The organism is Spongiibacter sp., from assembly GCF_041602295.1.
GTDB lineage: Bacteria > Pseudomonadota > Gammaproteobacteria > Pseudomonadales > Spongiibacteraceae > Spongiibacter.
Genome location: NZ_JBFIGO010000019.1, coordinates 1 through 23,922, shown reverse-complemented (window position 1 = coordinate 23,922; position 23,922 = coordinate 1). Strand labels below are relative to the sequence as shown.

The 23,922-nt window shown below is 59.3% G+C and carries 24 protein-coding genes; 15 read left to right on the top strand and 9 right to left on the bottom strand.

Annotation, left to right across the window (positions count from 1 at the left end; all coding sequences use genetic code 11):
• Positions 1-29: 29 nt before the first annotated feature.
• From glnK (ABYM29_RS05550) to ABYM29_RS05535, 4 genes are all read left to right on the top strand, one after another.
• A complete protein-coding gene (glnK, locus tag ABYM29_RS05550; protein WP_372863164.1) occupies positions 30-368 on the top strand; it encodes a P-II family nitrogen regulator in 339 nt (112 codons plus the stop codon).
• Positions 369-434: 66 nt separating this feature from the next.
• Positions 435-1,694: an ammonium transporter gene (locus ABYM29_RS05545; RefSeq protein ID WP_372863162.1), complete on the top strand. Its 1,260-nt coding sequence runs from the start codon at positions 435-437 to the stop codon at positions 1,692-1,694.
• Positions 1,695-1,841: 147 nt separating this feature from the next.
• Positions 1,842-2,180: a P-II family nitrogen regulator gene (gene glnK / locus ABYM29_RS05540; protein WP_372863159.1), complete on the top strand. Its 339-nt coding sequence runs from the start codon at positions 1,842-1,844 to the stop codon at positions 2,178-2,180.
• A 200-nt stretch (positions 2,181-2,380) separates the two neighbouring features.
• Positions 2,381-2,578: a hypothetical protein gene (locus ABYM29_RS05535; protein WP_372863156.1), complete on the top strand. Its 198-nt coding sequence runs from the start codon at positions 2,381-2,383 to the stop codon at positions 2,576-2,578.
• Here the strand turns inward: ABYM29_RS05535 and ABYM29_RS05530 are convergent.
• Together ABYM29_RS05530 and xerC are read right to left on the bottom strand one after the other, a co-directional pair.
• Positions 2,575-3,282, bottom strand: coding sequence for an HAD family hydrolase (locus ABYM29_RS05530; RefSeq protein WP_372863154.1), 708 nt, complete (start codon positions 3,280-3,282; stop codon positions 2,575-2,577). The two genes, ABYM29_RS05535 and ABYM29_RS05530, sit on opposite strands and share 4 nt — an antisense overlap.
• Before the next feature lie 6 nt (positions 3,283-3,288).
• A complete protein-coding gene (gene xerC / locus ABYM29_RS05525; protein ID WP_372863152.1) occupies positions 3,289-4,182 on the bottom strand; it encodes a tyrosine recombinase XerC in 894 nt (297 codons plus the stop codon).
• A gap of 160 nt (positions 4,183-4,342) precedes the next feature.
• Between xerC and ABYM29_RS05520 the strand changes: the two genes are divergently transcribed.
• Entirely contained in the window at positions 4,343-5,539 is a 1,197-nt protein-coding gene (locus ABYM29_RS05520; protein WP_372863149.1) for an alpha/beta hydrolase family protein, read from the top strand.
• Here the strand turns inward: ABYM29_RS05520 and ABYM29_RS05515 are convergent.
• From ABYM29_RS05515 to ABYM29_RS05500, 4 genes are all read right to left on the bottom strand, one after another.
• Positions 5,536-6,645: a succinylglutamate desuccinylase/aspartoacylase family protein gene (locus ABYM29_RS05515; RefSeq protein ID WP_372863147.1), complete on the bottom strand. Its 1,110-nt coding sequence runs from the start codon at positions 6,643-6,645 to the stop codon at positions 5,536-5,538. The genes ABYM29_RS05520 and ABYM29_RS05515 overlap by 4 nt on opposite strands.
• A 51-nt stretch (positions 6,646-6,696) precedes the next feature.
• Positions 6,697-7,602, bottom strand: coding sequence for a 30S ribosomal protein S6--L-glutamate ligase (rimK, locus tag ABYM29_RS05510; RefSeq protein WP_372863146.1), 906 nt, complete (start codon positions 7,600-7,602; stop codon positions 6,697-6,699).
• 50 nt (positions 7,603-7,652) lie between these two features.
• Entirely contained in the window at positions 7,653-8,102 is a 450-nt protein-coding gene (locus tag ABYM29_RS05505) for an ATP-dependent zinc protease (protein ID WP_372863143.1), read from the bottom strand.
• A gap of 155 nt (positions 8,103-8,257) precedes the next feature.
• Positions 8,258-9,706 carry a coniferyl aldehyde dehydrogenase gene (locus tag ABYM29_RS05500; protein WP_372863142.1) on the bottom strand — a complete coding sequence of 483 codons (1,449 nt, stop codon included), beginning with the start codon at positions 9,704-9,706 and terminating at the stop codon, positions 8,258-8,260.
• 120 nt (positions 9,707-9,826) lie between these two features.
• Between ABYM29_RS05500 and ABYM29_RS05495 the strand changes: the two genes are divergently transcribed.
• Complete coding sequence (locus ABYM29_RS05495; RefSeq protein WP_372863139.1) at positions 9,827-10,516, top strand: SIMPL domain-containing protein; 690 nt, start codon at positions 9,827-9,829, stop codon at positions 10,514-10,516.
• A 418-nt stretch (positions 10,517-10,934) separates the two neighbouring features.
• Here the strand turns inward: ABYM29_RS05495 and ABYM29_RS05490 are convergent, their stop codons facing one another.
• Positions 10,935-11,714 carry a DUF2889 domain-containing protein gene (locus ABYM29_RS05490; protein ID WP_372863137.1) on the bottom strand — a complete coding sequence of 260 codons (780 nt, stop codon included), beginning with the start codon at positions 11,712-11,714 and terminating at the stop codon, positions 10,935-10,937.
• Between the two features lie 111 nt (positions 11,715-11,825).
• Between ABYM29_RS05490 and ABYM29_RS05485 the strand changes: the two genes are divergently transcribed.
• The 4 genes from ABYM29_RS05485 to ABYM29_RS05470 all read left to right on the top strand — a co-directional run bounded on the left by ABYM29_RS05485 (position 11,826) and on the right by ABYM29_RS05470 (position 15,559).
• Positions 11,826-12,206 carry a DUF4345 family protein gene (locus ABYM29_RS05485; protein ID WP_372863134.1) on the top strand — a complete coding sequence of 127 codons (381 nt, stop codon included), beginning with the start codon at positions 11,826-11,828 and terminating at the stop codon, positions 12,204-12,206.
• A 1-nt stretch (position 12,207) separates the two neighbouring features.
• A complete protein-coding gene (locus tag ABYM29_RS05480) occupies positions 12,208-12,951 on the top strand; it encodes a DUF4126 family protein (RefSeq protein WP_372863131.1) in 744 nt (247 codons plus the stop codon).
• 84 nt (positions 12,952-13,035) lie between these two features.
• Positions 13,036-13,878, top strand: coding sequence for an OmpA family protein (locus ABYM29_RS05475; protein ID WP_372863129.1), 843 nt, complete (start codon positions 13,036-13,038; stop codon positions 13,876-13,878).
• Positions 13,879-13,918: 40 nt separating this feature from the next.
• Positions 13,919-15,559 carry a hypothetical protein gene (locus ABYM29_RS05470; protein ID WP_372863126.1) on the top strand — a complete coding sequence of 547 codons (1,641 nt, stop codon included), beginning with the start codon at positions 13,919-13,921 and terminating at the stop codon, positions 15,557-15,559.
• On the opposite strand, the gene ABYM29_RS05465 is transcribed toward ABYM29_RS05470, so the two are convergent.
• Positions 15,556-15,903, bottom strand: a complete 348-nt coding sequence (locus ABYM29_RS05465; RefSeq protein ID WP_372863192.1) for a MarR family winged helix-turn-helix transcriptional regulator — start codon at positions 15,901-15,903, stop codon at positions 15,556-15,558. The two genes, ABYM29_RS05470 and ABYM29_RS05465, sit on opposite strands and share 4 nt — an antisense overlap.
• Positions 15,904-16,158: 255 nt before the next feature.
• On the opposite strand from ABYM29_RS05465, the gene ABYM29_RS05460 reads away from it, so the two are divergent.
• Positions 16,159-17,364 (top strand): multidrug effflux MFS transporter, encoded by a 1,206-nt coding sequence (locus ABYM29_RS05460; protein ID WP_372863124.1) that lies wholly within the window; start codon positions 16,159-16,161, stop codon positions 17,362-17,364.
• On the opposite strand, the gene ABYM29_RS05455 is transcribed toward ABYM29_RS05460, so the two are convergent.
• Entirely contained in the window at positions 17,365-18,243 is an 879-nt protein-coding gene (locus ABYM29_RS05455; RefSeq protein WP_372863121.1) for a LysR family transcriptional regulator, read from the bottom strand.
• 118 nt (positions 18,244-18,361) lie between these two features.
• Between ABYM29_RS05455 and ABYM29_RS05450 the strand changes: the two genes are divergently transcribed.
• The 4 genes from ABYM29_RS05450 to ABYM29_RS05435 form a co-directional block, all read left to right on the top strand.
• Positions 18,362-19,135 carry a ferredoxin--NADP reductase gene (locus ABYM29_RS05450; protein ID WP_372863118.1) on the top strand — a complete coding sequence of 258 codons (774 nt, stop codon included), beginning with the start codon at positions 18,362-18,364 and terminating at the stop codon, positions 19,133-19,135.
• A gap of 146 nt (positions 19,136-19,281) precedes the next feature.
• Positions 19,282-20,424 (top strand): alpha/beta hydrolase family protein, encoded by a 1,143-nt coding sequence (locus ABYM29_RS05445; RefSeq protein WP_372863115.1) that lies wholly within the window; start codon positions 19,282-19,284, stop codon positions 20,422-20,424.
• Positions 20,425-23,175 carry a CehA/McbA family metallohydrolase gene (locus tag ABYM29_RS05440; protein WP_372863112.1) on the top strand — a complete coding sequence of 917 codons (2,751 nt, stop codon included), beginning with the start codon at positions 20,425-20,427 and terminating at the stop codon, positions 23,173-23,175.
• Positions 23,176-23,310: 135 nt separating this feature from the next.
• Positions 23,311-23,922: OmpA family protein (locus tag ABYM29_RS05435; RefSeq protein WP_372863110.1), on the top strand; the 612-nt coding region annotated here is incomplete at its 3' end.

Genomic DNA, 23,922 nt, shown 5'->3' with positions numbered 1-23,922 from the left:
TTGGTACAGGCTGTTAGCAGGAGAACAAGATGAAATTAATCACAGCGGTTATCAAACCTTTCAAACTTGACGATGTGCGGGAATCACTTTCCGACATCGGTGTGCAGGGTATTACGGTTACCGAAGTCAAAGGTTTTGGCCGTCAGAAAGGTCACACCGAGCTGTATCGCGGTGCCGAGTACGTGGTGGACTTTCTGCCCAAGGTGAAAATCGAAGTGGCCGTGGCTGACAGCGATGTCGAGTCTACCCTCGAGGCCATTAGCAAGTCTGCCAATACCGGCAAGATCGGTGATGGCAAAATTTTTGTCTCTGCCCTTGAGCAGGTTATCCGCATCCGTACCGGTGAAACCGGCGAAGAAGCGATTTAAGGCAGGGCGGGCGCGAGCTGTCGTTGGGCAGCGCAGTAAGCCCCAATTTTTTCCGGAGGAATCCTAGTGGAAAATCAAATTTTTGAACTTCAGTACGCAATGGACACGTTCTATTTTCTTGTCTGTGGCGCACTTGTAATGTGGATGGCGGCTGGCTTTGCCATGCTTGAAGCCGGCTTGGTTCGCAGCAAGAACACGACTGAGATCCTGACCAAAAACGTGGCCTTGTTTGCCATCAGCTGCATCATGTACCTGGTTTGCGGTTACGCGATCATGTACGGCGGCGATGTCATGCTCAGCGGTATCGGCAATTTTGACCTCGACGGTGTGTTGGCAGATTCTGCCGAAGCCGGTTTCGATGGTGGCTCGGTATACTCCGGCGCTTCTGACTTCTTCTTCCAAGTGGTGTTTGTCGCCACCGCGATGTCCATCGTATCTGGTGCTGTCGCTGAGCGCATGAAGCTGTGGGCCTTCCTGGCTTTCGCCGTCGTCATGACTGGCGTGATCTACCCGCTGGAAGGTTCTTGGACTTGGGGCGGCAACGCGGTATTTGGCCTGTACAACCTGGGCGACCTCGGTTTCTCTGACTTCGCCGGTTCCGGCATTGTACACATGGCGGGTGCTGCTGCTGCGTTGGCGGGTGTGCTGCTGTTGGGCGCTCGTAAGGGCAAGTACGGTGCCAATGGCCAGGTTAACGCCATTCCCGGTGCCAACCTGCCGCTGGCAACGCTGGGTACCTTCATCCTGTGGATGGGTTGGTTCGGCTTCAACGGCGGTTCGGTGCTGAAGTTGGGCGACGCTGCCAGCGCACACTCGGTGGCGATGGTCTTCCTGAACACCAATGCGGCGGCAGCCGGTGGTGCAGTAGCCGCGCTGATGGTTGCGCGTATCTTGTTTGGCAAAGCTGACTTGACCATGCTGCTTAACGGCGCACTGGCTGGTCTGGTGGCGATTACTGCTGAGCCTTCTACCCCGACTGCCCTGCAGGCGACCTTGTTCGGTGCAGCTGGTGGTGTGCTGGTGGTGTTCAGCATTTTGATGCTGGATAAGCTGAGAATTGATGATCCTGTGGGCGCGATCTCAGTACACGGTGTTGTCGGTCTGCTCGGTCTGCTGCTGGTACCGGTGACCAATGATGGTGCCAGCTTCAGCGGTCAGCTGATCGGTGCCGCCACCATCTTTGGTTGGGTATTTGGCGCGAGCCTCGTAGTGTGGATGGTGCTGAAGATGGTTATGGGCATCCGCGTTACTGAAGAAGAAGAGTACGAGGGTATGGATCTGGCCGATTGCGGTATGGAAGCTTACCCTGAGTTTGTTAAAAACTAAGTCAGGCCTCACTGATTGTAAGGGCGCCCCTGGGCGCCCTTTTTTGTGCCTGCCAGTTAGCCGCGCCGACAGGACGTCGCTTGCCATGACTCTAGCCCTGAGCTAAGTTAGCGCTAAGTTATTCTTTTTTGGGGAGTAGGTTTCGAGATGAAGCTGGTGAGTGCGGTAATTAAACCGTTTAAATTAGACGATGTTCGCGCAGCGCTTTCGGAGATCGGCGTACAGGGGGTGACGGTCACTGAGGTCAAGGGCTTTGGCCGTCAAAAGGGCCACACCGAGCTGTATCGCGGCGCGGAATACGTTGTGGATTTTTTGCCCAAGGTGAAGCTGGAAATTGCGGTGGCAGACAGTTTGCTGGACAAGGTTATCGACACGGTCACTAAGGCTGCCAACACAGGTAAGATCGGCGACGGCAAGATTTTTGTGACCGCGTTGGAGCAAGTGATACGTATTCGTACCGGCGAGACTGGCGAAGAAGCGATCTAAGCGGTGTTCGAGTTTGTGATAATGGCGCTGCGGCGCCATTTTTTTTGCCCGCCCGCCGAGCACTTGCGAGCAATATAATTCTTTGTGTTCACGGGTGATTCCAACATAGCTAAAAAGCCTAATAAGCGCCTTGTCAGCCTTTTGCCCGGTGCAGTATAAAACACTGCGAATGATTGTTCTCCGGAGCGGAGGGTAGTGATATGGGTTCCAGGATACGTGGTAATAATAGTGCTGGGCAGGACCGCCAATACGACGGTATGGCGATGACCAGTCATGACCGAATGCGCGAGCAGCTGGCCCGCGATGTCGAAGAATTTTTAGCCCACGGCGGTCACATTACTGAGCTGGAGCCCCATATGCGCAGTGGCCTCAGTGACAACGAGCAGGACAGCTTTTAAACGTCTTGGTCGAGCTGGCGCAGCAGCGCCGGCAACTCCCGCCAGTCGCTAAAATGTCCGTCGGCGCCGAGGTGCCGCGGTCGCTCGCTGCCCGGCATCAGTGCCTGCACGGTTTTTAGCCCCAGAGCCTTAGCGCCGTCGATATCGTCGCGGGGGTGGTCGCCGATGTGGAGCAATTCTTCGGCGCTGCAGTCCGCTGCCGCCAATGCCGCATGGAATGCGGCGGCTTCCGGTTTGCTAGTGCCAATATCCTCGGCTTTGAGGCAGGCGCGGAAGTGACGACTACAGGGCTGGCGCAGTAGATCGGCATTGCCATTGGTTAAACTCACCAACACATAGTGTGTGCTGAGCTCGGCGAGCACGCTCTCGACGTGGTCGTACAGTTGTACTTGCTGGCGGGCTTCGATGAAGTGCTGGAAGGCGGTGGCGGCCAGCCGCTGACTTTGCTCGCCATAGCCGCAGTCACGCAAGGCGATTTCGAGGCTGAGGCGGCGCCATTCACTGATTTGGTGGCGCAGCGCCGGCTGTTCCCGCAACAGCGCCAGACGCTGTTGACGCAGTGCCTGGGCGGAATAGCGGGCGACGAGTCGCGGTGCCAAGCTCTCCAGCTGTTGGTAAAAAATACCCTCGGCGGCTTCCAGTACGGGGCCGCTGGGCCACAGGGTGTCGTCGAGGTCAAAGCTGATGGCGCGAATACGGCTCATAGGGTTTTATTCCTTGCGCTTTTTGCGCCCCGCCCTGGGGTGAGCTTGATCGTAGACCTGGGCGAGGTGTTGGAAATCGAGGTGGGTATATACCTGGGTTGTCGACAAATTCGCGTGTCCCAGCAGTTCTTGAACACCGCGCAGGTCGCCACTCGATTCCAGCAGGTGGCTGGCGAAGGAGTGGCGCAGCATATGGGGGTGAAGGTTCTCGGCGATGCCTTGTTGGCGGGCGCGCAATTTAATGCGGCTCTGGATGGCGCGGTGGCTTAGGCGGCTGCCGCGGGCACTGAGAAAAAGCGCCGGAGTGTCGCTGTCGGGGCGCAATCTGAGCCAGTTGCGCAGCGCTTTGATGGCAATTGAGCCAACGGGTAAGTTGCGGCTTTTGCGCCCCTTGCCAGTGACCTGCACCAGCGCCTCGTTCAGGGCTATGTCGTCAAGGTCCAGGGCGGCGAGTTCGGCGAGACGCAGGCCGGATGAATAAAACAGTTCCATCATGGCGCGGTCGCGCAGATCGATGGGTTCGTTGCCAGGAAAGCGTAACAGCTGTGCCACGGTATCTGCGCCCAGGGTTTTGGGCAGCGGTCGTCCGCGGCGCGGTGCGGCAATGCCCTCGGCTGGGTTGGCGGTAGCGCCGTGGTAGCGCATGCGGTGTTTGTAAAAGCTGCGCAGCGATGACAGCAGGCGTTGAATGCTGGCCGGAGAGGCGAGTTGGCTGCGCCTTGTCGAGATGAACTGGCGAATATGGCCGGGGTCCAGTTGATGGCTGCTGTGCAATTGCTGGTGCTGGCAAAAGTCGCCGAGCAGCGCCAGGTCGCGCCGGTAGGCTTCCACCGTGTGGGGGGACAGCCGCCGGACATTGCGCTGGTAGTCGAGAAATTCCTGCAGTTCCTGTTCTAGCATGGGGGCAACCTGTGATTTGAGTGCCCAGCTTAGGCGGCGAGTGAGCCGCGAACAAGTGTTGTCACATCGCGAAAGTAGCGCCACTGGCGCCCGCGGACTGTCATTTTGTGGGCAATGTGATACAAACAGGAAAACTTTGCTGCGTGGAATAAGGATAACAATGACTGAACCTAGCCAGCCGACAGTCAATGAAATGCCGCCCTGGTGGCTGAGTCTTCCGGAAGATTTTTACAGCCAGTCCGACGGCACCGAACTGGATGGCGAGTCGCCGCTGCAGGTCTATGGTACGGCGGCGGTTGATCGCGTGCTGCGCACGGCTTTGGGTAGCGCGATCAGTGCCTCGTTATTGCCCAAGCTGTTGCTGCGCCCCCAGGCCTTGGCCGACGAGCAGCGCTTTATGGATTTTTATGCCGGCCTAGCCCAGCAGCGCGATGTCAACAAGGTGTTTATCGCGCCGCCCGATACCCAGGTGAAGGGGGAGCAGCTGGTGCGCAGGGGCCGCTGGCGCAAGCGGGTGCCGACCTTGCAGCTGAGCTTTGACAGCCCATTTGAGCCCTTGAATCCGGATATGGCGGATAGTTATCTGGCGAATAAACGCAACCGCCGGGCGCAGGTGCAATACTGGAGTCATCCGGATGGCCCGCGGCGTACACTGATTTTTGTTCACGGCGTTGTGGCCAGCGACTACGACTTCAACAGCCGTTTCTTCTCGCTGCCTTGGTTTTATCAGCGCGGCTACGATATCGCGCTGTTCACGATCCCTTTTCACGGCGAGCGGGCTGAGCGCTGCTCCCTGTTCAGTGGTCAGGGCTTGTTCAGCCACGGCTTTGCGCAGATGACCGAGGGTATGCTGCAGTCCATTTGCGACCTGCGGGTGTTGGTTGATTTTCTGCAGCGTCGCGGGGCACCCCACATCGGTATTTCAGGATTGAGCCTGGGTGGCTACCTCAGTGCGCTGTTGGCAGTGGTGGAGCCCCGTCTGGCATTTTGTATCCCCAACTCGCCGTTGGTGGCGCCGGTGGATACTATCCGCAGCTGGCAGCCGACACACACCTTTATGGAGCTGATTGAGCGGCGCTCAGGCTTTAGTGCAATGGATCTTCGCCGCGGCATGGCCATTCACAGTCCGCTGAGCTATCAGCCCCTGCTCGACCCGGAGCGGGTGATGATTATTGGCGGTGCAGGTGACCGCTTTACGCCGCCGCGCTTTGTGCGCTTGCTGCACGCGCATTGGCCCGACAGTCATCTGCACTGGTTCCCTGGCAATCACGTTATGCATTTCGGCCGCAAAGAGTACCTGCAGTTGATGTTGGAATTTATGGACAGTCACTGCCAGGGCCCGCCGCTGCCGCGTTAGCTGGCGATTGGCGGGTCTTCGCCGGGCGCCTGGGGGTAGGGCTCTGGCTCAAAGGCTTCCATAAAGGCGTTGTAATGCTTGAGTGCTTCTTCGATGTCGGCCTTGTACTTGGCGATGTGAAACAGGGCGTCACCCTCGTAGATTAGCGGCAGGTAAGTGCGGCCGATAACAATGCCGGCATCGCTGGCGCAAATTTCTACATCGCTGTCGCTGTCGCCGATGGGGTCGGAGATAACGGCAATAATCTCCCCCTTTTTTACAAAGGCGCCCAGCGGCACCAGGGCGCGCAAGACCCCGCTTACCGTGGCGCGCACCCAGAACGATTGGTCGGTTACCATCGGCGTGCGGCGCACACGCTTGCTGCGCGATGCCGGCAACATGCCGATTTGCCGCATAACATTGATGATGCCGGATACGCCGGCGCGAATCGCCACTTCGTCAAACCGCAGCGCTTCACCGGCCTCGTACAGCAGGATGGGAATGTCTTGGTCGCTGGCAATGGCGCGCAGCGAACCGTCGCGGGTTTTGGCGTGCAGCATCACGGGGGCGCCAAAGGCCTCGGCCATGGCGCGGGTGCGCTCGTCTTGTAGGTCGGCGCGAATTTGCGGCAGGTTGCCGCGGTGGCGCGCGCCGGTATGCAGGTCGATGCCGTAGTCGCAATGCTTGACGATGTCATTAAAAAAACTGTGGGCGACCCGTCCGGCCAGCGAGCTTTTCGGCGAGCCGGGGAAGCTGCGGTTGAGGTCGCGGCCGTCGGGCAGGTAGCGACTGTTGTTGAGAAAGCCGTGGACGTTGACCACAGGAATGGTAACCAGTGTGCCGCGCAATGATCGGAGCGCGCGGTGTTGCAGTAGCCGCCGGGCAATTTCTACGCCGTTGATTTCGTCGCCGTGAATCGCGGCGCTGACGAAGAGCGTTGGCCCTTCGCGCTTGCCGCGCACGGTTTTTATAGTGATCGACAGCTCGGTGTGGGTGTAGAGCTTGGCTACCGGCAAGTCGATTTGTTGGCGACTGCCGGGGGTGATCTCTGTGCCGGCGATAACCACTTTTTTGGGGGGAATACGCCGGCTGCGGCGGGCTTTCTGTGGACCTTGTTGCTCTGTCACTCGGCGGCTCTCCGAAATCATCCGATCGTTAATTGTACACCGCTTCTCTGCCTAACCTTTGCCGCGGGTTTTGTTTTTATTGGGCGCGGCATTTTCTTCAATGAATTTGATGATCTCGCCGGCGACATTTTTGCGGCTGGCGTGTTCGATGCCTTCCAGTCCGGGAGAGGAGTTAACCTCCATGACCAGTGGCCCGCGAGAAGAGCGCAGAATGTCGACGCCGGCGACGTTCAGCCCCATAATCTGCGCGGCCTTGACGGCTGTCGCGCGCTCGGCCGGGGTCAGTTTGGTCAGTTCGGCGCTGCCGCCGCGATGCAGGTTCGAACGGAATTCACCACTGGCGGCGGTGCGCTGCATGGCGGCGACGACGCGGCGGCCAATGACCAGGCAGCGCACATCGGAACCGCCCGCCTCTTTGATAAATTCCTGCACCAAGAAGTCGGCCTTGAGTTCGCGGAAGGCGTCGATGACGCTCTCAGCGGCCTTGGCGGTTTCGGCGAGCACTACGCCGCGGCCCTGGGTGCCGGCCAGCAGTTTTACCACCACCGGCGCGCCGCCAACCAGTTTGATCAGCTCCTTGGTATTGTGCACATCGTGGGCAAAACTGGTGACCGGCATGCCGATCTTTTTCCGGGACATCAGTTGCAGGGCGCGCAATTTGTCGCGAGAGCGGCCCAGCGCCACGGACTCGGTCAGGCTGTATGTGCCCATCATTTCAAACTGGCGAATGACCGCCAGGCCATAGGTGGTGATAGAGGCGCCTATGCGCGGAATGACTGCGTCAAAGCCCTGCAATTTTTCCCCCTTGTACCAAACGGCGGGTTCGTCGGAGCTGAGTTCCATATAGCATTTGAGGGTGTCGAGTACCCGCACTTCGTGGCCGCGTTCCTGGCAGGCTTCAACGAGGCGGCGGCTGGAATACAGGCGGCGGTTGCGGGACAGAATGGCAATTCTCATGGCTGCGACTCTTTTGAACAGGGTGTGCGCTGTTGTGGGCGGTCAGTAGTTTATCGCGGGCGTTGGCTGACGCAGTAGGAGCGGCTGGGGTCAACGACATAGCGGCCGGTCATTGCCGTGCGGCCGATCAGCATGCGAAACAGCATGTCTGAGCGATCCGCCAAGGTGATTTCGGCGATGATATTTTCGTTGCCCAGCTGCATCTCGGTTTCGATCACATAGCGCATGCTGCGATGGCCGCCGGAGTCGGTAACTTGTCGGTAGTCTTTGAGCGGCGCGCGACAGCTGACCGTTTGTTCGTTGTCATGTTGGTGTGGGTGGACCTTGAATTCTACCCAAGCCTGGCCGTCCTGCTCGACTTTCTGGATGTCGAAGGCGTGCAGCGAAGAACTGCGTGCGCCGGTGTCGACCTTGGCCTTTAAGTGCGCAATACCGAGTCCCGGCAGGCTAATCCACTCGCGCCAGCCGAGTACTACCGGGGTTGATTCTGTCGTTGTCAATGTGCGTTCCTTTTACCGGGCAATACATCGTGTGAGGCCATTATTTAGATGACCCTAGCACAGCGCGCGGATTATGCGCGCACAGTAACAAAATAGAGAAGTGAAATTTTTGGGGAGAAATGGCGGCCGCCGGCTGGCGGCCGCGGTATGGCAATTTACTTGCGAATCATCGCCTTCAGGGTCTTGTCGGCCTTTTCGCCATAAGGGGGTAGCATGCCGCCGAGTTTTTGGAAGTTGATGTTGCTCTGCTTGTACACCGCCTTGGCGTGACTGAAGGTGCGGAAGCCGTCGACACCGTGGTAATTGCCCATGCCGCTGGGGCCGATGCCGCCGAAGGGCAGGTCTTCGCAGCTGACGTGGAAAATCACGTCATTGATGGTCACCGCACCGCTGATGCTGTGGTCGAGAATATGGCGCTGCTCGGCTGCGTCTTTGCCGAAATAGTAGAGCGCCAGGGGGCGCGGGCGAGCGTTGATGTAGTCCAGGCAGTCGCCGAGCTGACGATAGCTTTTGATGCACAGGATGGGGCCGAACAGCTCTTCTTGCATGACTTTCAGCTCGTCACTGGGATTGACGATGAGTGTCATGGGCAATTTGTGGGTGCCGTTTTGTTGGCTGAAGTCCTCGCCGGCGGGATTGAATTCGCGAACGTCAGCGCCCTGTTCGCGGGCATCGGCCAAGTAGCCCTGCAGGCGCTGGAAGTGCCGGTCGTTAACGACAGAGGTGTAGTCGGGGTTGTTCAGCAGGGAGCTGAACAGCGTGCCCAGGTGCTTGGTGACGGCCTCGACAAAGCCTTCCAGCTTGGCCTCGGGGACAAAGACATAGTCTGGTGACAGGCAAACTTGGCCGACGTTGAGGGTTTTGCCGTTGATGATGCGTTCGGCGGCCTCTTCAATGGGATAGCTGTCGCCAATGATGACCGGTGACTTGCCGCCCAGCTCCAGCGTTACCGGGGTGAGGTTGTCAGCGGCGGCGCGCATGATGTGGCGGGCGATCGATGTGGCGCCGGTAAAAATAATATGGTCGAAAGGAGCCGCAGAAAACGCTGCGCCGACGTCGGGGCCGCCATTGATGGCGACAAGCTCATCTTCTTTAAAATACTTGGCGACCAGTTGCTCGATAAGCTCGCCGGTTTTTGGCGTGACTTCTGAACACTTGATCATTGCCCGGTTGCCGGCGGCCAGGACGCCAGCCAGCGGTGAAAAAATGGTGTTAACCGGGAAGTTCCAGGTGCCGATGATGCCGATAACACCCTTGCCCTGGTATTCGACGCGGGCTTTGCCGCCCAGTAAGTTCATGGGGAATGGCGCTTTGCGCTTCTCGGTTTTCATCCACTTTTTAACGTGCTTTTTGCTGTGTTTGAGGCACTCAATAGTGGCGTAGATGTCAGACATCAATGACTGGTGGCTGCTGCGGTGGCCGAAGTCGGCGCTGAGGGTGTCGACGATGGCCTCGCGGTTGTCGAAAATCAGATCGATGGCACGCTGCAGGCGGTCAATGCGTGTGTCGGCGCTAACCGCGCCTTCGGCAATATAGGCCGTGCGCTGCTTGGTGAGAAGGCGCTGAATGTTGTCAGCTGCGCTGTTGTCAACCTGGCTGTTCATTGTGTTTCTCCCGCTTGGTGAGTGTCAGTGACATCGCGTCTGGCGCGTGTCGTAATTATTGGCTGGCAAGCCTGTTGCCAGTGTAACTAAGGATGGATTATCTAAAGGAAACCCCTTCCCATGAAGCTGATAAACGTTGTCTTGCTGAACCTGTTGCTGTCGCCCTTGCTGATGGCGTCGGCCCTGCCCGATGGCGCCCATATCGTGGTCCAAGGCTACGGAGAAGTCGAGGCTCTGCCCGACATCGCCAAATTGCACTTGCAGGTCTCTGAGACGCGCGATACGGCCGCAGAGGCGAAGGCTGAGGTGGATCGCCGGGTGGCGGCGGTGCTGCGCGCGGCCCGCCAACAAGGTGTTGATGATACGGCAATTCGCGCTTCGCAGATTCTCGTCCACCCGGACTATAGCTGGGAAGATGGCAAGCGCCGCTTGCGCGGTCAGCGGCTGGTGCGCCAGGTCGATATAACGCTGGCCGATTTGAGCCGTTATGGGGCCTTGGTCGACGCCCTGGTGGCAGCGGGAGTCAGCGAGTTGGGTGAAGTGCGTTTTATCGTGTCCGACCGCGAGGTGTTGGCCGAGCGCGCGCTGCTTGCCGCCTTGGCCGATGGCCGTCAGCGGGCGGCGCTGTTGGCGGCGAATGTCGGTCGCCAACTCGGCAAGGTGTATCGTGTGGATGCCGGTGCCGCGCCAGTAGTGCCGCTGGCGCCGCGCGCACTGATGATGGAGGCCAAGGGCCGTGCGGATGCCCCTATGTTGCTGGGTAGCGAGACGGTGTCGGCGCGGTTGTCGCTGGTCTTTCTGCTGGATTGATGGCAATTCGCCGGCATAAAAAAAGCACCCAAAATTTGGGTGCCAAGCGGGGGTGCTACTATGGAGACGTCTACGATGGTCGGCGGACTGCTGGGCCGGCATCGCTGAGGATGGTTCCACTGTAGCGCTCGCTGCCGGGGCAAAATATTCGTAGTTGTGCGTAATGAGGCTGGTGGCTTCCGCAGAATTTGCCCGCGGTCGAAGGCGCTGCTGTTGTCGAGTAGTTAGTGCGCCGGCATAAAAAAAGCACCCAAAGTCTGGGTGCCAAGTGGGGGTACTACTATGGAGACGTCGGGGGGTACAGTCGGCGTTAGCGGCCGCTTGTTCGTGGTATGGTTTAACTATAGTTTGCGCCACAATGTCACAGTATTCGTATTTGTGCTTATTACTGTGCTTATTGAGCGCTGCCCCCATTTGCCTAGCCATCGACTCTGAACTCGAGCAGCTGTTCCGCCGTGTCGCTGAAATCGCGCACGCTACTGGCTAGGCGCTGTGCCTGTTCAATTTGCGGGGAGGTGTAGGTATAACAGGCTCCGTACATTATCTCCCGTGCGTCGTTGGCGGCTTCCCCGGCCATGGCGTCGAGATCATAACGGCGTGCGCTGGCGACAAAGTAGCCTTTTTGCAGGGCGAAGGCGGCGCGTTGCGCCTCGCCACTGAAGGCGGCATTCGCCCAGGTGGTAAAGCCCTTGTACAGCACATTGCCGGCCAACTCGGCCGGCTCAACAATAGACCAGTCGCGACACAGCCAGCGATGCAGCAGCTGGCCGTCAAGGCGAATTTCCGCTGCGCTGGGCTGCTCGTCGGTTTCATCGCTGATACAAATGTCGTATAGCCGCTCGCCGGGGCCGCGTGCCGCTTGCGCGATGGCCAGCAGGCTCAGGTCGTAGAGGTGAGTGCAGTTGGCGCTGGGTTTACTGTTGGCGATGAGCTGTTGGCTGTCTTCGGTAATGGGCAGTCCGCACAGTTCGCGCAGTGGCTTGACGGCGCCGGGGCAGGTGCTGAAGGGAATGCGCAGTGTCTCGGCATCGATGGTGGTTACCTGTTGGCCATCGTGTTGCAGGCGCAGGCGAAAACCGTGGTTGTGGTCTTCCAGTTCGGCGAGCACCTCGGTGTCACTGGCGCGCAGCCGAATGCGGCGGCGAAAGCTGCCGCTGCCGTAGCTCGGATTATCCGGGTAGCTTTCCATTGTCGACATTGCTGTCCTCCACGCTAGACTGACGATACTAATCGCTTCTCGCTAAAAGCGATTGACCGTTCCGGTCGAATTGGTTGACGCTTGGGGTCAGTGAATACTGGGAGGGCGGGGATGTTGCGGGTGTTTTTGTTGTACTTGGCGGCATTTTGGGGGGGAATCGGCGCCGTTTTGCTGGTTCGTCCCGAGTTGCTGGCAGGCTACGCTGGTGTGTCGGCCGACGGTGCCGTGGCGACCGCTGAGCTGCGTGCCATGTACGGCGGCTTGGAGCTGGCGATTGCCGCGGTAACGGCTGCGGCGTGCTGGCGGCCGGCGTGGCAGCGGCCGGTGTTGTTCATGCAGGTGGTGGTTTGCGCCGGTATTGGCGCCGGGCGTTTGCTGGGTTTGGCGGTGGATGGCGCGGCGGCGGCCTATACGTTTGGCGCCTTGGCCTTTGAATTGACCACGGTGGTAATTGCGCTGGTTTTTTTGCGCCGCTTGGGCGAGGAGTGTTGAGGTGGATGAATATCAGCAGTTAGTGAGTTTGATTTCACTGACCATGGGGGTGGCCTGGGCCAGTGGTTTAAATCTGTATGCCGCGATTTTGGTGCTGGGGCTAGGGGGTGCCAGCGGTGGCGTGGTGTTGCCGGAGAATTTGCAGGTGGTGCAGGATCCGGCGGTCATTATGGCCGCCGGCTTGATGTATGGTGTGGAGTTTTTTGCGGACAAGATCCCCGGGGTGGATACCGGCTGGGATGCCTTGCACACCTTTGTGCGGATTCCCGCCGGGGCGCTGTTGGCGGCGAATACCGTCGGTGATGTCAGCCCGGCGCTGCAGTTGGCGGCGGGGATCGTCGGGGGGTCGGTGACGTCGGTGACCCACGCCGCCAAGGCGAGTAGCCGGATGTTGATCAACACCTCGCCGGAGCCAGTAAGCAACTGGGCGGCCTCGGTCGGTGAGGACGTCGCAGTGCTGGGCGGCTTGTGGCTGGCGTTGAACCACCCGGTGATTTTTCTGCTGTTGTTTGTCGTGTTTATTTTGCTGTTAATTTGGTTGCTGCCCAAACTGTGGCGGGGTATCGCGCGGATTTTTCGCAAATTGGGGCAGTGGCTGGGGCTCAGTGACACGCTGCCTGCGCAGGCGCCTACGCCGACGGCCCTGGCTGACGAATTGCAAAAGTTGGAGTCAATGCACCGCGCCGGTAGTCTCTCCGATGAGGAGTTTAGCGCGGCTAAGCGACAGCTGTTGAGTGACGGATAACTGCCATTTTGTGTAGATTGACGCATAATGCCGCAGTCCGGTGCTACATTTTAGCGCTGGGCTGCTAATTACAAGAGTGGTTTCATGCCAAGCCGAATTTATCGTTATCGCGCCGCCTTTGCTGTCGGTGCCTTTGTCTCTGTTGTGGGTCTGCCGGTCCAGGCTGGGTTGTTGGCCGAGCTGAGCCGTTCCCTGGGTTTATTGCCGCTGCTCAGCGATGTCAGTGTGGCCACGGGGTTGGCGCTGGACGATGCGGTGATTGCGCTGGACGGGAGCATGTCGACGGTCCCGTTGGCCGCGGCGCCGGCGGAGGAGGGCGGTCTGGGGATGTCGCCGCTCGCGCGTGAGCAGCTGGCGGAGATGGATGCGCCAGCGCGCCGCGCGGTTATTAATGGGCCGCTGGCGGCAGCCGGTGATCAGCCGGCACTGCAGCGGCCCGCGCAGCCCGATCCCCGTTATCGCATTAGCTATATCCAGGCGCGTCAACAGGATTGCGTCGATGGTGATGGCGACGGTATTTGCGATCGCGATGATCAGTGTCGCAGCACGCCGCCGCAGCGCCGGGTAATGGCCAATGGCTGCCACCTCGATGAGGCAGTGCCACTGCGCCTGGACGGTGTAAATTTTGACACCGACAGCTGGCAGTTGTCGGTGGCCAGCCGACTAGTATTGGATCGTGCCGCAGCGGTATTGCAAGGCAGTCCGTTGGCGGTGGTGGAAATCGCCGGTCATACCGACGCCCGTGGCACTGCGGCGTATAATTTGCGGCTGTCGGAGCGCCGCGCTGGCGCGGTGATGCAGTATCTGCAGGCCGCCGGCATTGCCGGCGAGCGCCTTCGCGCCCGCGGCTACGGTGAGTCACAACCGCTGCGCGTCGATGACTATGCGGCCAACCGCCGTGTTGAGCTGCGTCTGCTGTCTAACTAACCCCCCACCAGCCCCGCCTATTGCGTTAAGGAGTACATTCATGGCCATTGACCTGCCGCCGGTAATGCCGCCGCAGCTAGCCACCCAGGAGCAAATTGAAGAGGCCAGTCAATATCGCGGCAGCTACGTTGCACGGCGTATCAACGGTGTGCTGCTGCGCGTTCAACAAGCGCCCTATTTAACGACGGAACAGCTACAGCAACTGCTGGCTGAGGCGGATAGTCCGTCTGCGGCGATCACTGCGCTGAGTCGCCATTACTACAATATGGGGCAGTTGCTGGTGTCGCTGCGGTATTTTCGCCTCGGCGATACGGTCACGGTAATTGTTGGTCAAAGCCGCTTGAAAGGGCTGCGCGGGAACCCGCGGCTCACCCATTTTTTTGATGGCTTGGTCGGTGATGCCAACTTGCAGTTGGACGAGTTTGATCGCGCCAGGGTGCCGGCAACACTCTACGCTGAGCGTGCCGGGCTAGAGTACAGTATCAGTTACGAGCTGCACGCGGATGGCGAGGTGATTCTCGACTTTATTGAGCGCCCCGCCGCTGATTATCGCGCCACCGATGTTGAGCTGGAGTTGAATAATCAGGGCAGTCGCTTTCTGGGGCGTTACTTCGCTCGCTTGGCGGGCAGTCAGCGCTTTGCCAACGGCGCGCAGTTGCGCGGCGGTTATCAGGCAGCGATTAGCGACTGGGGAGAAACCGGTGACGGCGATGATTACCAGCAGGTGGAGTTGTCGTTTGATCAGCCATTGCGTTATGGCCTCTATGGTCTTGAGTTGTCGCACATTCGTTATGAGCGCAGCCCGCAGCTGGAGACAACGGCGAGTGGTGGGGGCGGGCTTTGCTTGCCGCCGCTGGTCAACTGTCCGGTGCAGACGGAACTCAGTACGGTGGCGCTGGATGCCGAGATTCAACAGCTGAGTGTGCGCGGTGAACAACTGTTGTATAGCAATCCGCTGCGGCGCTTGAATGTTTTTGAGCGCCTGTCCTATGTCGACTCGCGCATCGAGCCCCAGGCGGGCGACGGCGCCTTGCTCGACGAGCGCTATGCGGCGCTGGAATTAGGACTGCGTTATACCTTGCGCGAAACTTGGTTTGAGCGGGCGGCGTTTGCGCGCGTGGAGTTGGCGGCAGAGGTGGGGCTCAGTGATGATGATGGCAGCTTTGCCAGTGACCCCGAGCCCGGGGTGGGAATTGGTCGGCGCAGCGCCGAGTTTGTGACCCTTAAGCCGAAGGCGGCGCTGAACTGGGCGCTGAACGAGCGCAGCGAGTTGCGGGCCTCGCTGCAGGGGCAGTGGGCCGATGACGTGCAATTGCCGCAGCAGCAGCAGTGGGTGCTCGGTGGCGGCGGCAGTCTGTCGGCTTGGCTGCCGGGTACCTTGGTCGGGGACGATGGGCTGTTGGCCAATATCGCCCTGCAGCAGCACTATCGCTGGCGCGGTGTCAGCCTGCGGCCGGCGTTGTTTGTGGAGTATGGCGCGGCGCGTTTTCACGACAGCACTGACGAGCTGGCCGACTGGCAAAGCTTGGCAGATATCGGTCTGAGTCTCTCTGTCGACAGCGGCATCGGCCTGCATATGCAAATTTTGGCGGCGACGCCTCTCGCCGAAGATGTCGACGACGAGCCGCGCCTGGAGCGCCAGCAAGTGGACTTTTTTTGGACGCTGCGCTGGCAATTTTAAGTCTTGGGAGGGGCGCGGTCGCCGATCAGTGCGTCGAGAAGCTGGTCGAGTTGATCGCACTGCGCGCGATCCAGTGGCGACAGCCACTGCTGCTGTAGGCTGCACAGGCGTGCCATGGCTTGTTCGGCGCGCTGCGCCCCCAGCTCACTGAGTTGAACCAATTGGCTGCGGCCGTCGTCGGGATTGGCGGGGCGAGAGACCAGACCGGCCTGCTCGAGTCGCTTGAGTAGCTTGGTCAGGCCGCCACTGCTCATTAGCAGCGCTTGGCACAGCGCGGTTGGGCTGATGCAGTGGGGCGGGGCCTGGCGCTTGAGGGCGGCGAGTACGTCGAATTCTGCCGGCAGTAGCGACAGGCTTTGCAGCTGTTCGCTGCTCAGCCGCAGGTAGTCGTCGGCGGCGCGCAGCAGTCACAAGACGGCCGGTTGGCTGTTGCGATAGGCTTGGGGCCAGTGGTGGCGTTGCTGCGTGCGCAGCTCGGCAATGCTGATGCGCCGGTCGTCCAAGGTGATGTCTCCAAAGGCATAGGGTTAGTGGGATGTTATCTTGCTGGAAAGCTAGTTTCCAGTTATTATCTTTCTGGAAAGCTATTTGGAGCCCAGATGAATTCCCGCGCCTTCTCCCTACCCATGACCTTCCTGCTGGCCTCGGTGTTTGCCATGTCGCCGCTGGCTATCGACCTCTATCTGCCCACGATTCCGGCTATTGCCCGAGATTTTGGCGTGCCGGTGCAGCAGCTGGCGGTGACCGTGAGTTTGTATATTTTGGGACTCAGTCTCGGTCAGTTTTGTGGTGGGCCGCTCAGTGACTACTGGGGGCGCCGGCCGGTACTGTTCATGGGTCTGGCGGTGTTCTTTGCGGCCAGCCTGGTACTGGCGAGCGCCGAAAGCTTGGGTGTTTTCTGGCTGGCACGGGTATTACAGGCGGTGGGGGGTGGTTTTGCCTCGGTGGTGGTGCCGGCGATCATTCGCGACAATACCGAGGGGCAGGCGACTGCCAAGCTGTTTGCGTTGATCGCTCTGATTACCATCTTTGCGCCGGCCATCGCCCCGGCCCTGGGTACGTTGCTGTACACCCTTAGTGGCTGGCGAGCGGTGTTTGTGGCGCTGGCGGTATACGGCTCACTGGTGTTGTTTGCCACCTGGCGATTTTTGCATATTCCCGAGCGCGCGGCGCCGCCGGGGCCGGCGCAGAGTTTGCGGCAGCGCTATCGCTATGTGTTGAGTCACCGGGTGGCGATGCGCTACCTGCTGGCCCAGGGGCTGACTTTTGCGGTGATGATGAGTTTTTTGGTCAACTCCTCGGTGGTGTATATCGAACACTACGGTCAGAGCGAAACGGTATTTTCGATATTGTTCGCCGCCAATATTATTACCTTGGCGATCGGTAACCGTGTCAATAACTACTTGCTCAATACCCTGCCGGCGGCGGCCATACTCTATGGCGCGGTGATTCTGCAAAGCCTTGCCTGCGTTGGCTTGTTGGTGGCCACGGCGTTTAATCCGCCGCTGTGGTTGGTGGTGATATTGGTGGTGTTGAGTGTCGGTGCACTGGGTGGGGTGATGGGCAATTCCCAGGCCTGTTGCCTGCACTTCTTCCCGCAGCACAGCGGTATTGCCTCGGCGCTCTTGGGCAGTGGCCAGTACCTGATCAGTGCGCTGATCAGTGCCCTGTCGACACGCTTTGTGAGTGAACAGCTGTGGCCGATGACGGTAACCATGGCCCTGTGTTCGGTATCGGCGCTGCTGATACTGCCCCGGCCGCGGCGCTTTGCCAAGCAGGTTGAGCTGGAGTTGGCCGGCGGTTAATCAGCTGTTCCGGCACAGTTCCAGCCAGCGGATAATGCCCTCGCTGCGGTATTTCTGACGGTGCAAAATGAAGTAGAAATGGCGGCGCAGATCGCGGCTGGGCGTCGGCAGGGCGACCACCCGGCCGCTGTCGATGGCGCCGGCCAGAGACAGTCGTGACAGGCAGCCAATGCCCAGACCGTTTTCGACTGCACGCTTGATGGCTTCGGTGTGCTGCAGTTCCAGGCGGATATCCATTTTCGGTAGCAGCTCGTGCATGGCCCGATCAAAGGCCTGGCGGGTGCCGGAGCCAGGCTCGCGGAGTATCCACTGGGCTTCGATGAGTTCCTTGTCGCTCAGTGTGGCCTTGCTCGCCAGAGGGTGCTCGGGGCTGCAAAACACCTGTAGTTCGTCGTCTCGCCACTTTGTCACCTCCAGGTCGGGGTGCTGCAATTCGCCTTCCACCAATCCCATATCCAGCTTGAAATTAAGGACTTGCTGGCTGATTGCCTCGGTATTGGCAACGTGCAGCTTGACGCTGGCACTGGGGTGGCGCTGGATAAAGTCGGCCATGAGGTCGACCGCCAGGTAGTTGCCAATGGTCAGTGTGGCGCCAATTTTTAGCTCGCCTATCCGATCGTGTTGGCGCAGTGCCTGCTCCAGCGCCTGAGCCTGGTCGAGCAGGGCCTCGGCCTGGGGTCGCAGGGCGCGGCCCAGTTCATTGATCTGCAGTCGCTTGCCGATGCGGTCGAAGAGTTGAATGGAAAATTGTTTTTCCAGATCTTTGAGGGCACTGGACGCCGCCGACTGGGACATTGACAGCTGTTCGGCGGCGCGGGTGATATTTTCCGTGTGGGCGGCGGCCAGAAAGACTTCGAGTTGCCTGAGGGTGTAGTGCATATCAGTTTTGCCGATTATTTAAATTAGAATAAATTGTTTTGTCGATATGATAGTTGCCCCGTACAGTGACTGCAAATGTTGAGTTTGCGCCGCAGGGTTGCGGCACTAGGAGCGAGCCATGAGCAATGTTATTTCTGAGCGGGTACTGAGTGTGCATCACTGGAACGATACGCTGTTCAGTTTTAAAACCAGTCGCGATCCCTCGTTCAGGTTTAAAAATGGCCATTTCACCATGATTGGTTTGCAGCGTGAGGGGCGGCCACTGATGCGTGCATACAGCATCGTTAGCGCCAATTACGAGGAGCAGCTGGAGTTTTTCAGTATCAAGGTGCCGGATGGCCCACTGACGTCGCGGCTGCAAAAAATTCAGGTCGGCGATGAGATTCTGATCAGTCGCAAACCCACGGGCACGTTGATCGCCGATAATTTGCTGCCGGGTCGCAATCTCTACCTGCTGGCCACTGGTACCGGGCTGGCGCCCTTTCTCAGCATTATTAAGGACCCGGAGATCTACGAGCAGTACGACAAGGTGATTCTCGCTCATGGGGTGCGCTATCAGAGTGAGTTGGCTTATCAGCAGTTGATACGCGAGCACCTGCCCCAGCAGGAATATTTTGGCGACATCCTGCGTGACAAGCTGATTTACTACCCTACGGTTACCCGTGAGGACTACGACAACACCGGGCGGCTTACCGATTTGATTCGCAGTGGCAAGCTGATGGCGGACATCGGCTTGCCGCCGCTGAGCGTCGATGCCGATCGCTTTATGCTCTGCGGCAGTCCGGCAATGCTCAAGGACAGTTGTCAGTTGTTGCAGGGGCAGGGCTTTCGCGAGACCCGCGCGGGAGAATACGGCCACTATGTCATTGAGCGCGCCTTTGTCGAGCATTAATTCCCGAAGCCCCTCTTCGCGGTCTCGCCGGCCTGTGGCTGGCGGCGGCGCGGAGACGGTTTTTGTGTTTTTATCGGTGTTGCCAGTGGAGTCCAGCCCCCGCTCTTGTTAAGTTAAGGCTTTCAATTCCAGCAAGATAGCGGCGTATGCTTAAGAAAATTCTTCTGATCCTTGTCGCGCTTATCGGCCTGGCGCTGGCGCTGTTCAAATTCACTGCGATTCCCGTTCCCCTGGCGGAGAACTCGGTGTCGGCGACGTGGTTGCAGCCGGGGCCGCAGGCGGTGACGTATTTTGATATCACCCTCGCAGATCGCAGTCGGCCACTGCAGGCCAATGGCGACTTTGCCGGCGATGATCAGCGCGAGCTGAAGACCCGTATTTGGGTTCCCGAGCCGATGTACGGCAAGGCGCCGTTGGTGATCTACAGTCACGGCTTTATGTCGGACCGCAACGGCGGCCGCTATCTCGCAGAGCATTTGGCCAGTCACGGCTATATTGTCGCCGCCATGGATTATCCACTGACGCATTTTGATGCCCCGGGTGGACCTTTGGTTAAAGACGTGGTCAATCAGCCGGCTGACATCAGCTTTCTGCTGGATCAATTGCTCAGCTGGAATGCGGAGCAGGGCAACCAGTTCTATCAGCATATTGACGAGTCGCGTATTGCCGCCATCGGCCTCTCTCTGGGCGGCATGACGTCCACCCTGGTGGCCTACCATCCGCGGCTACATGATCCGCGCATTGCCGCAGCGGTGTCGATTGCCGGCCCCAGCTATATGTTGTCTCCGGCGTTTTTTCGCCATCGAAAGTTGCCCTTTATGATGATCGCCTCGCCGGATGATCCGATGATTGACTATGCGGAGAATGCCGCCGATATCCCTGAGCGTGTTCCCGGCGCGATTTTAGTGAGCATTGACGGCGCCTCCCACACCGGTTTCGCCAGTGTGGCGACTGCGTTGCGCTGGCTGGAAAACCCCGACAGTATCGGCTGTCACCAGGTGACTCAGGGGCTGGAAAAAACCGAGGACGAGGATTGGAGCTGGCAGCTGGGCAGCGCCGAAGAGGGGCTGATTTTTGGTGAACAGCCCAAATTGTGTACGCAAATGCCACTGCCTCCGGCGATGAATCCGATTCGTCAGCACTGGCTTAATACGCTGGCGGTGTACACTTTTTTGGAGTCGCAATTTGCCCTGGCGGAGCTGCAGCGCCGCGCCGCCCACGATTTTTTGATGAACAAGTTTCCCGCTGAGCAGACCGATGTCCGTGTGCGCGGTGGACGGGTGCAATAGGTGCTGAGCCGGTTTGCTCTGGGGCGCAGTGCGGCGATGCATCACCGCCTTGTCGCTGGGGTGACCTTGGCTGGCGCGCTGGCCATGCCGCTGCTCGCCCAGGAAGCGGCGGAGGACGCCGTGGAGTTTTTGCCTGAGGCGCGCCTCGAGCAGGGCGAGTCGCCGCCGTCGCTGTTGCGCGCCGAGCAAATGCTGGCTTCGCGTCTGGACAGCTATCCGCGCGGAGGCCCCGATGCCATTGCCGGTGTCGGCGACTGGTGGCTGAGCAACGGCATCTTGTGCGCGGCGATTAGCGATGTCGACCACGATGCCGGCATTGTTAGCGGCGGCGGCAGTCTGGTGGATCTGGGCTACTGTGATCGCGATGATGACCAGTGGAGCTATGCCAATTTTCTCACTGGCCTCAGCAAGGACACGGCGATTCCGGTGCAGCGCATCAGCGCTGAACTCGGCGACGAGGGCGCGCAGATTATTACCCTGGGCCAGCGCGATGGCCTGCGGCAGATTGTGCGTTATCGTTTGGCGGAGGGGAGTCGGGCGCTGAACGTAGAGGTGGAAATTAGCCGCTATGCGTCCGGCGCCCCACTGCGTATGAGCGGCCTGTTTAGTCTGTATTCACAGCGTGCGCTATCGCCCTTCAGTCTGTCCAGCTATGCCCCCGAGGCAACCTTGGGCTTTGCCCAAAAGCATATTGATCGCCACAACAGTGCCTCGTTGATTAACGGCTTGATGCCGGCGGATTGGAATATCATGGTGGGCAGTGATGCCTACGAGGCCGGGATTAGTTACGGTGTGCAGTTGCAAAGCGCCGAGCTGATAATGGCCTCGGGGACGCGTCGCTCGCTGCCGACCTTCTTGGCAGTTTTCCCCGATTACAGCCTTCACGGTTGGATGAGCCGGCCGTTGTGGATTCAGAGTGAGCGCCTTAACTGGCTGTCCATGTTGCAAAACCAGTTTATGGACCTCGGCCAGAAAGAGCGTTTGCTAGTGCGCTTTAAGATGTTAGTGGGCAAGCGCAGCGATGTTGCGGCGGTAACTGATCAGATCTATCTCGGTCCGCAGCTGCGCGGTTACAGCAGTGATCCGCAGGTTTCCTTCAGTATTTGGGATCGCCATGAGCGTCCGTTGACCCAGGTGCGGCCCGATGCCGACGGCAGTTTCAGCGTGCGTTTGCCAGATCGTGCGCAGCGCGTGCGGGTCGAGGCGCTGACCCCCTGGGGCCAGCGCAAGGCGCGGGAGTTGTCGGTGATTGACAGCCGCAATGACTCGGGGCGCTGGGTGTTCAAGCGCAACGGGGTGCTGGCGCTGCCGCGCGGTGTGGCGATGAGCCTGTACTTCTTTGGTGTTAATGGCACTCCCGATCCGGAATTTGGCAGCGATTTGCTGGAGTTTTCCATAGACGGCGAGCAGTTGCGCAACGAGGATCAGGGGAATCGCGTCGACTTGGGCGGTGTGCCCTCGGATCCGACCACTCTCAATTTGCCGCCCGGCCATTACCGCGTCTTGGTGGGGCGTGGTATCGAATACGATGTCGATGAATACCTGCTGACTGTGGTTGCCGGCGAGCGCAGCGAGCTGCCCATTAGGCCGCCGCAGCGAGCCTGGTTCAGTGAGCACTGGCGCAGTGCCGACTTGCATGTTCACAGTGGCAGCAGTTTCGATGCCACGCTGCCGCTGGCCGAACGTCTGCGCAGCTTCGCGGCGCAGGGGGCAGAGCTATTGGTGGCCTCGGAGCACAACCGCATTGTCGATGGTCGCAGCGCGGTGGCGGCGATGGGCTTGGCCGAGCGCTTGCAATTGATAGTGGGCAGCGAGCTGACCGGGATGGCGCACACCAGTGCGGCGCCGTTTACGGTGGGGCACAGCAATGCTTTTCCGTTGCAGGCCCGGCCGCAAGAGTATGCCGGCGGTATTCCGAAGGTGGAGGGGCGCAGCCTGAGAGAGTTGATCGCCGATATTAAGGCGCGTGCTCCCGGGGCGTTATTTCAGCTTAATCACCCGCGTTCGGTGGCGCCTCTGGATAGGGACCTGGCGTTCTTCGAGCACCTGTCAGTGGGCCGGGAGTACGACCGGGAACAGCCGCTGGATAGTGTCGCCAACCGCAGTCTGTTGCGTGTGGATCCGGTCAGCGGCCTGCGCGATATTGATTTCGACTTGCTAGAAGTTATTAACGGCAGTGAGTTTGCGGTTTATCAGGCGGTGCGCGATGACTGGTTTTCGCTGCTTAATCAAGGGGCGCGTCGCGGGGCGACGGGCAATAGCGACTCACACGGCCGGCGCCAACATGTGGCCATGCCGCGCAATTATATTTATTTACCCGACGCGGGGCCGCTGCCCATTAGTGAGTCGGCGATGGTACAGGCCCTGGCCGAGGGCCGCAGTTTTATGACCACTGGGCCGTTTATGGCCTTGACCCTAAGGCGAGATGATCAGTCCAGCGGCATAGGCGATACGTTTACCGGCGGTCGCGGTGAGTTGCACATACAGCTGCGCTCTGCCCCCTGGGTGAACGTTGACCGCCTGACGGTGTGGGTGAATGGCCGCATCTATCGCCAGCTGCGCTGCGCCGCCAACGATCACAAAGTGGTAGAGTTGTTGGTCGACAATGACAGCTGGGTGGTGGTCGAGGCCAGCGGCAGTGCCGGTGAGCGTTATCGCCAGCTGTTGCCGGGCTTGGCCCCTTTGGCCTTGAGTAATCCGATTTATATGGATGCCGATAGCGATGGTCAGTGGCGGGCGCCGCTGAACTAGGTCTACTATCAGCTTGTCATAACGGCGGTTAATCGCGAGCGATGTGAATAGTCGCCGTTTATTTCTGGAGAAGTTGTGCCATCATCAAATCAAAGTCTGTAGCAAGGCAGATGTTTAAATGAGACAGGGGGATTTATGATTCGTATTCAAAAGGCGATGCGCTTGACGGCGCTGATGACGGTGGCGTTGTTTGCGGCCGCCTGCAGTATCGACCCGTACACCGGTGAGGAAAAAGCCAGTAACACTGCCAAGGGTGCCGGTTGGGGTGCGCTGGGTGGCGCGGTGCTGGGCGCTGCGGTGTCCAGTAAGGACGATCGCAAGAAGGGCGCGTTGATCGGCGCCGCCGCTGGAGCCGCTGCGGGTGGCGGTTACGGCTATTACATGGATCGCCAGGAAGCGAAGTTGCGCGCGCGCCTGGAAGGCACAGGTGTTGGTGTGCAGCGGGTGGGCGACACCATCAAACTGATTATGCCCGGCAATATCACTTTTGATACCGGCAGTTCGGCGATTCAAGGCGGCTTTACCAGTGTGCTGGACAGCGTGGTACTGGTGACCCAGGAGTTTGATAAAACCTTGATGCAAATTAACGGCTACACGGACTCCACGGGTAGCTTCCAAACAAATCAGAAGCTTTCGGAGGAGCGCGCGGGCAGTGTGGCGCGTTACTTTATGAACCAGGGTGTGCCAGCCAGCCGTATTCGCTCCACCGGTTATGGTCCGCGCGATCCCATTGCCGATAACAGCACG

What these genes read in the sequence shown, in the direction of transcription:
- ABYM29_RS05530 (WP_372863154.1), bottom strand. Translation starts at nt 3,282, where the DNA reads ATGAGCCGTATTCGCGCCATCAGCTTTGACCTCGACGACACCCTGTGG.
- glnK (WP_372863159.1), top strand. Translation starts at nt 1,842, where the DNA reads ATGAAGCTGGTGAGTGCGGTAATTAAACCGTTTAAATTAGACGATGTT.
- ABYM29_RS05455 (WP_372863121.1), bottom strand. Translation starts at nt 18,243, where the DNA reads ATGCACTACACCCTCAGGCAACTCGAAGTCTTTCTGGCCGCCGCCCAC.
- ABYM29_RS05500 (WP_372863142.1), bottom strand. Translation starts at nt 9,706, where the DNA reads ATGAACAGCCAGGTTGACAACAGCGCAGCTGACAACATTCAGCGCCTT.
- ABYM29_RS05460 (WP_372863124.1), top strand. Translation starts at nt 16,159, where the DNA reads ATGAATTCCCGCGCCTTCTCCCTACCCATGACCTTCCTGCTGGCCTCG.
- ABYM29_RS05450 (WP_372863118.1), top strand. Translation starts at nt 18,362, where the DNA reads ATGAGCAATGTTATTTCTGAGCGGGTACTGAGTGTGCATCACTGGAAC.
- ABYM29_RS05445 (WP_372863115.1), top strand. Translation starts at nt 19,282, where the DNA reads ATGCTTAAGAAAATTCTTCTGATCCTTGTCGCGCTTATCGGCCTGGCG.
- ABYM29_RS05475 (WP_372863129.1), top strand. Translation starts at nt 13,036, where the DNA reads ATGCCAAGCCGAATTTATCGTTATCGCGCCGCCTTTGCTGTCGGTGCC.
- ABYM29_RS05520 (WP_372863149.1), top strand. Translation starts at nt 4,343, where the DNA reads ATGACTGAACCTAGCCAGCCGACAGTCAATGAAATGCCGCCCTGGTGG.
- xerC (WP_372863152.1), bottom strand. Translation starts at nt 4,182, where the DNA reads ATGCTAGAACAGGAACTGCAGGAATTTCTCGACTACCAGCGCAATGTC.
- ABYM29_RS05485 (WP_372863134.1), top strand. Translation starts at nt 11,826, where the DNA reads ATGTTGCGGGTGTTTTTGTTGTACTTGGCGGCATTTTGGGGGGGAATC.
- ABYM29_RS05490 (WP_372863137.1), bottom strand. Translation starts at nt 11,714, where the DNA reads ATGTCGACAATGGAAAGCTACCCGGATAATCCGAGCTACGGCAGCGGC.
- ABYM29_RS05495 (WP_372863139.1), top strand. Translation starts at nt 9,827, where the DNA reads ATGAAGCTGATAAACGTTGTCTTGCTGAACCTGTTGCTGTCGCCCTTG.
- rimK (WP_372863146.1), bottom strand. Translation starts at nt 7,602, where the DNA reads ATGAGAATTGCCATTCTGTCCCGCAACCGCCGCCTGTATTCCAGCCGC.
- ABYM29_RS05470 (WP_372863126.1), top strand. Translation starts at nt 13,919, where the DNA reads ATGGCCATTGACCTGCCGCCGGTAATGCCGCCGCAGCTAGCCACCCAG.
- glnK (WP_372863164.1), top strand. Translation starts at nt 30, where the DNA reads ATGAAATTAATCACAGCGGTTATCAAACCTTTCAAACTTGACGATGTG.
- ABYM29_RS05535 (WP_372863156.1), top strand. Translation starts at nt 2,381, where the DNA reads ATGGGTTCCAGGATACGTGGTAATAATAGTGCTGGGCAGGACCGCCAA.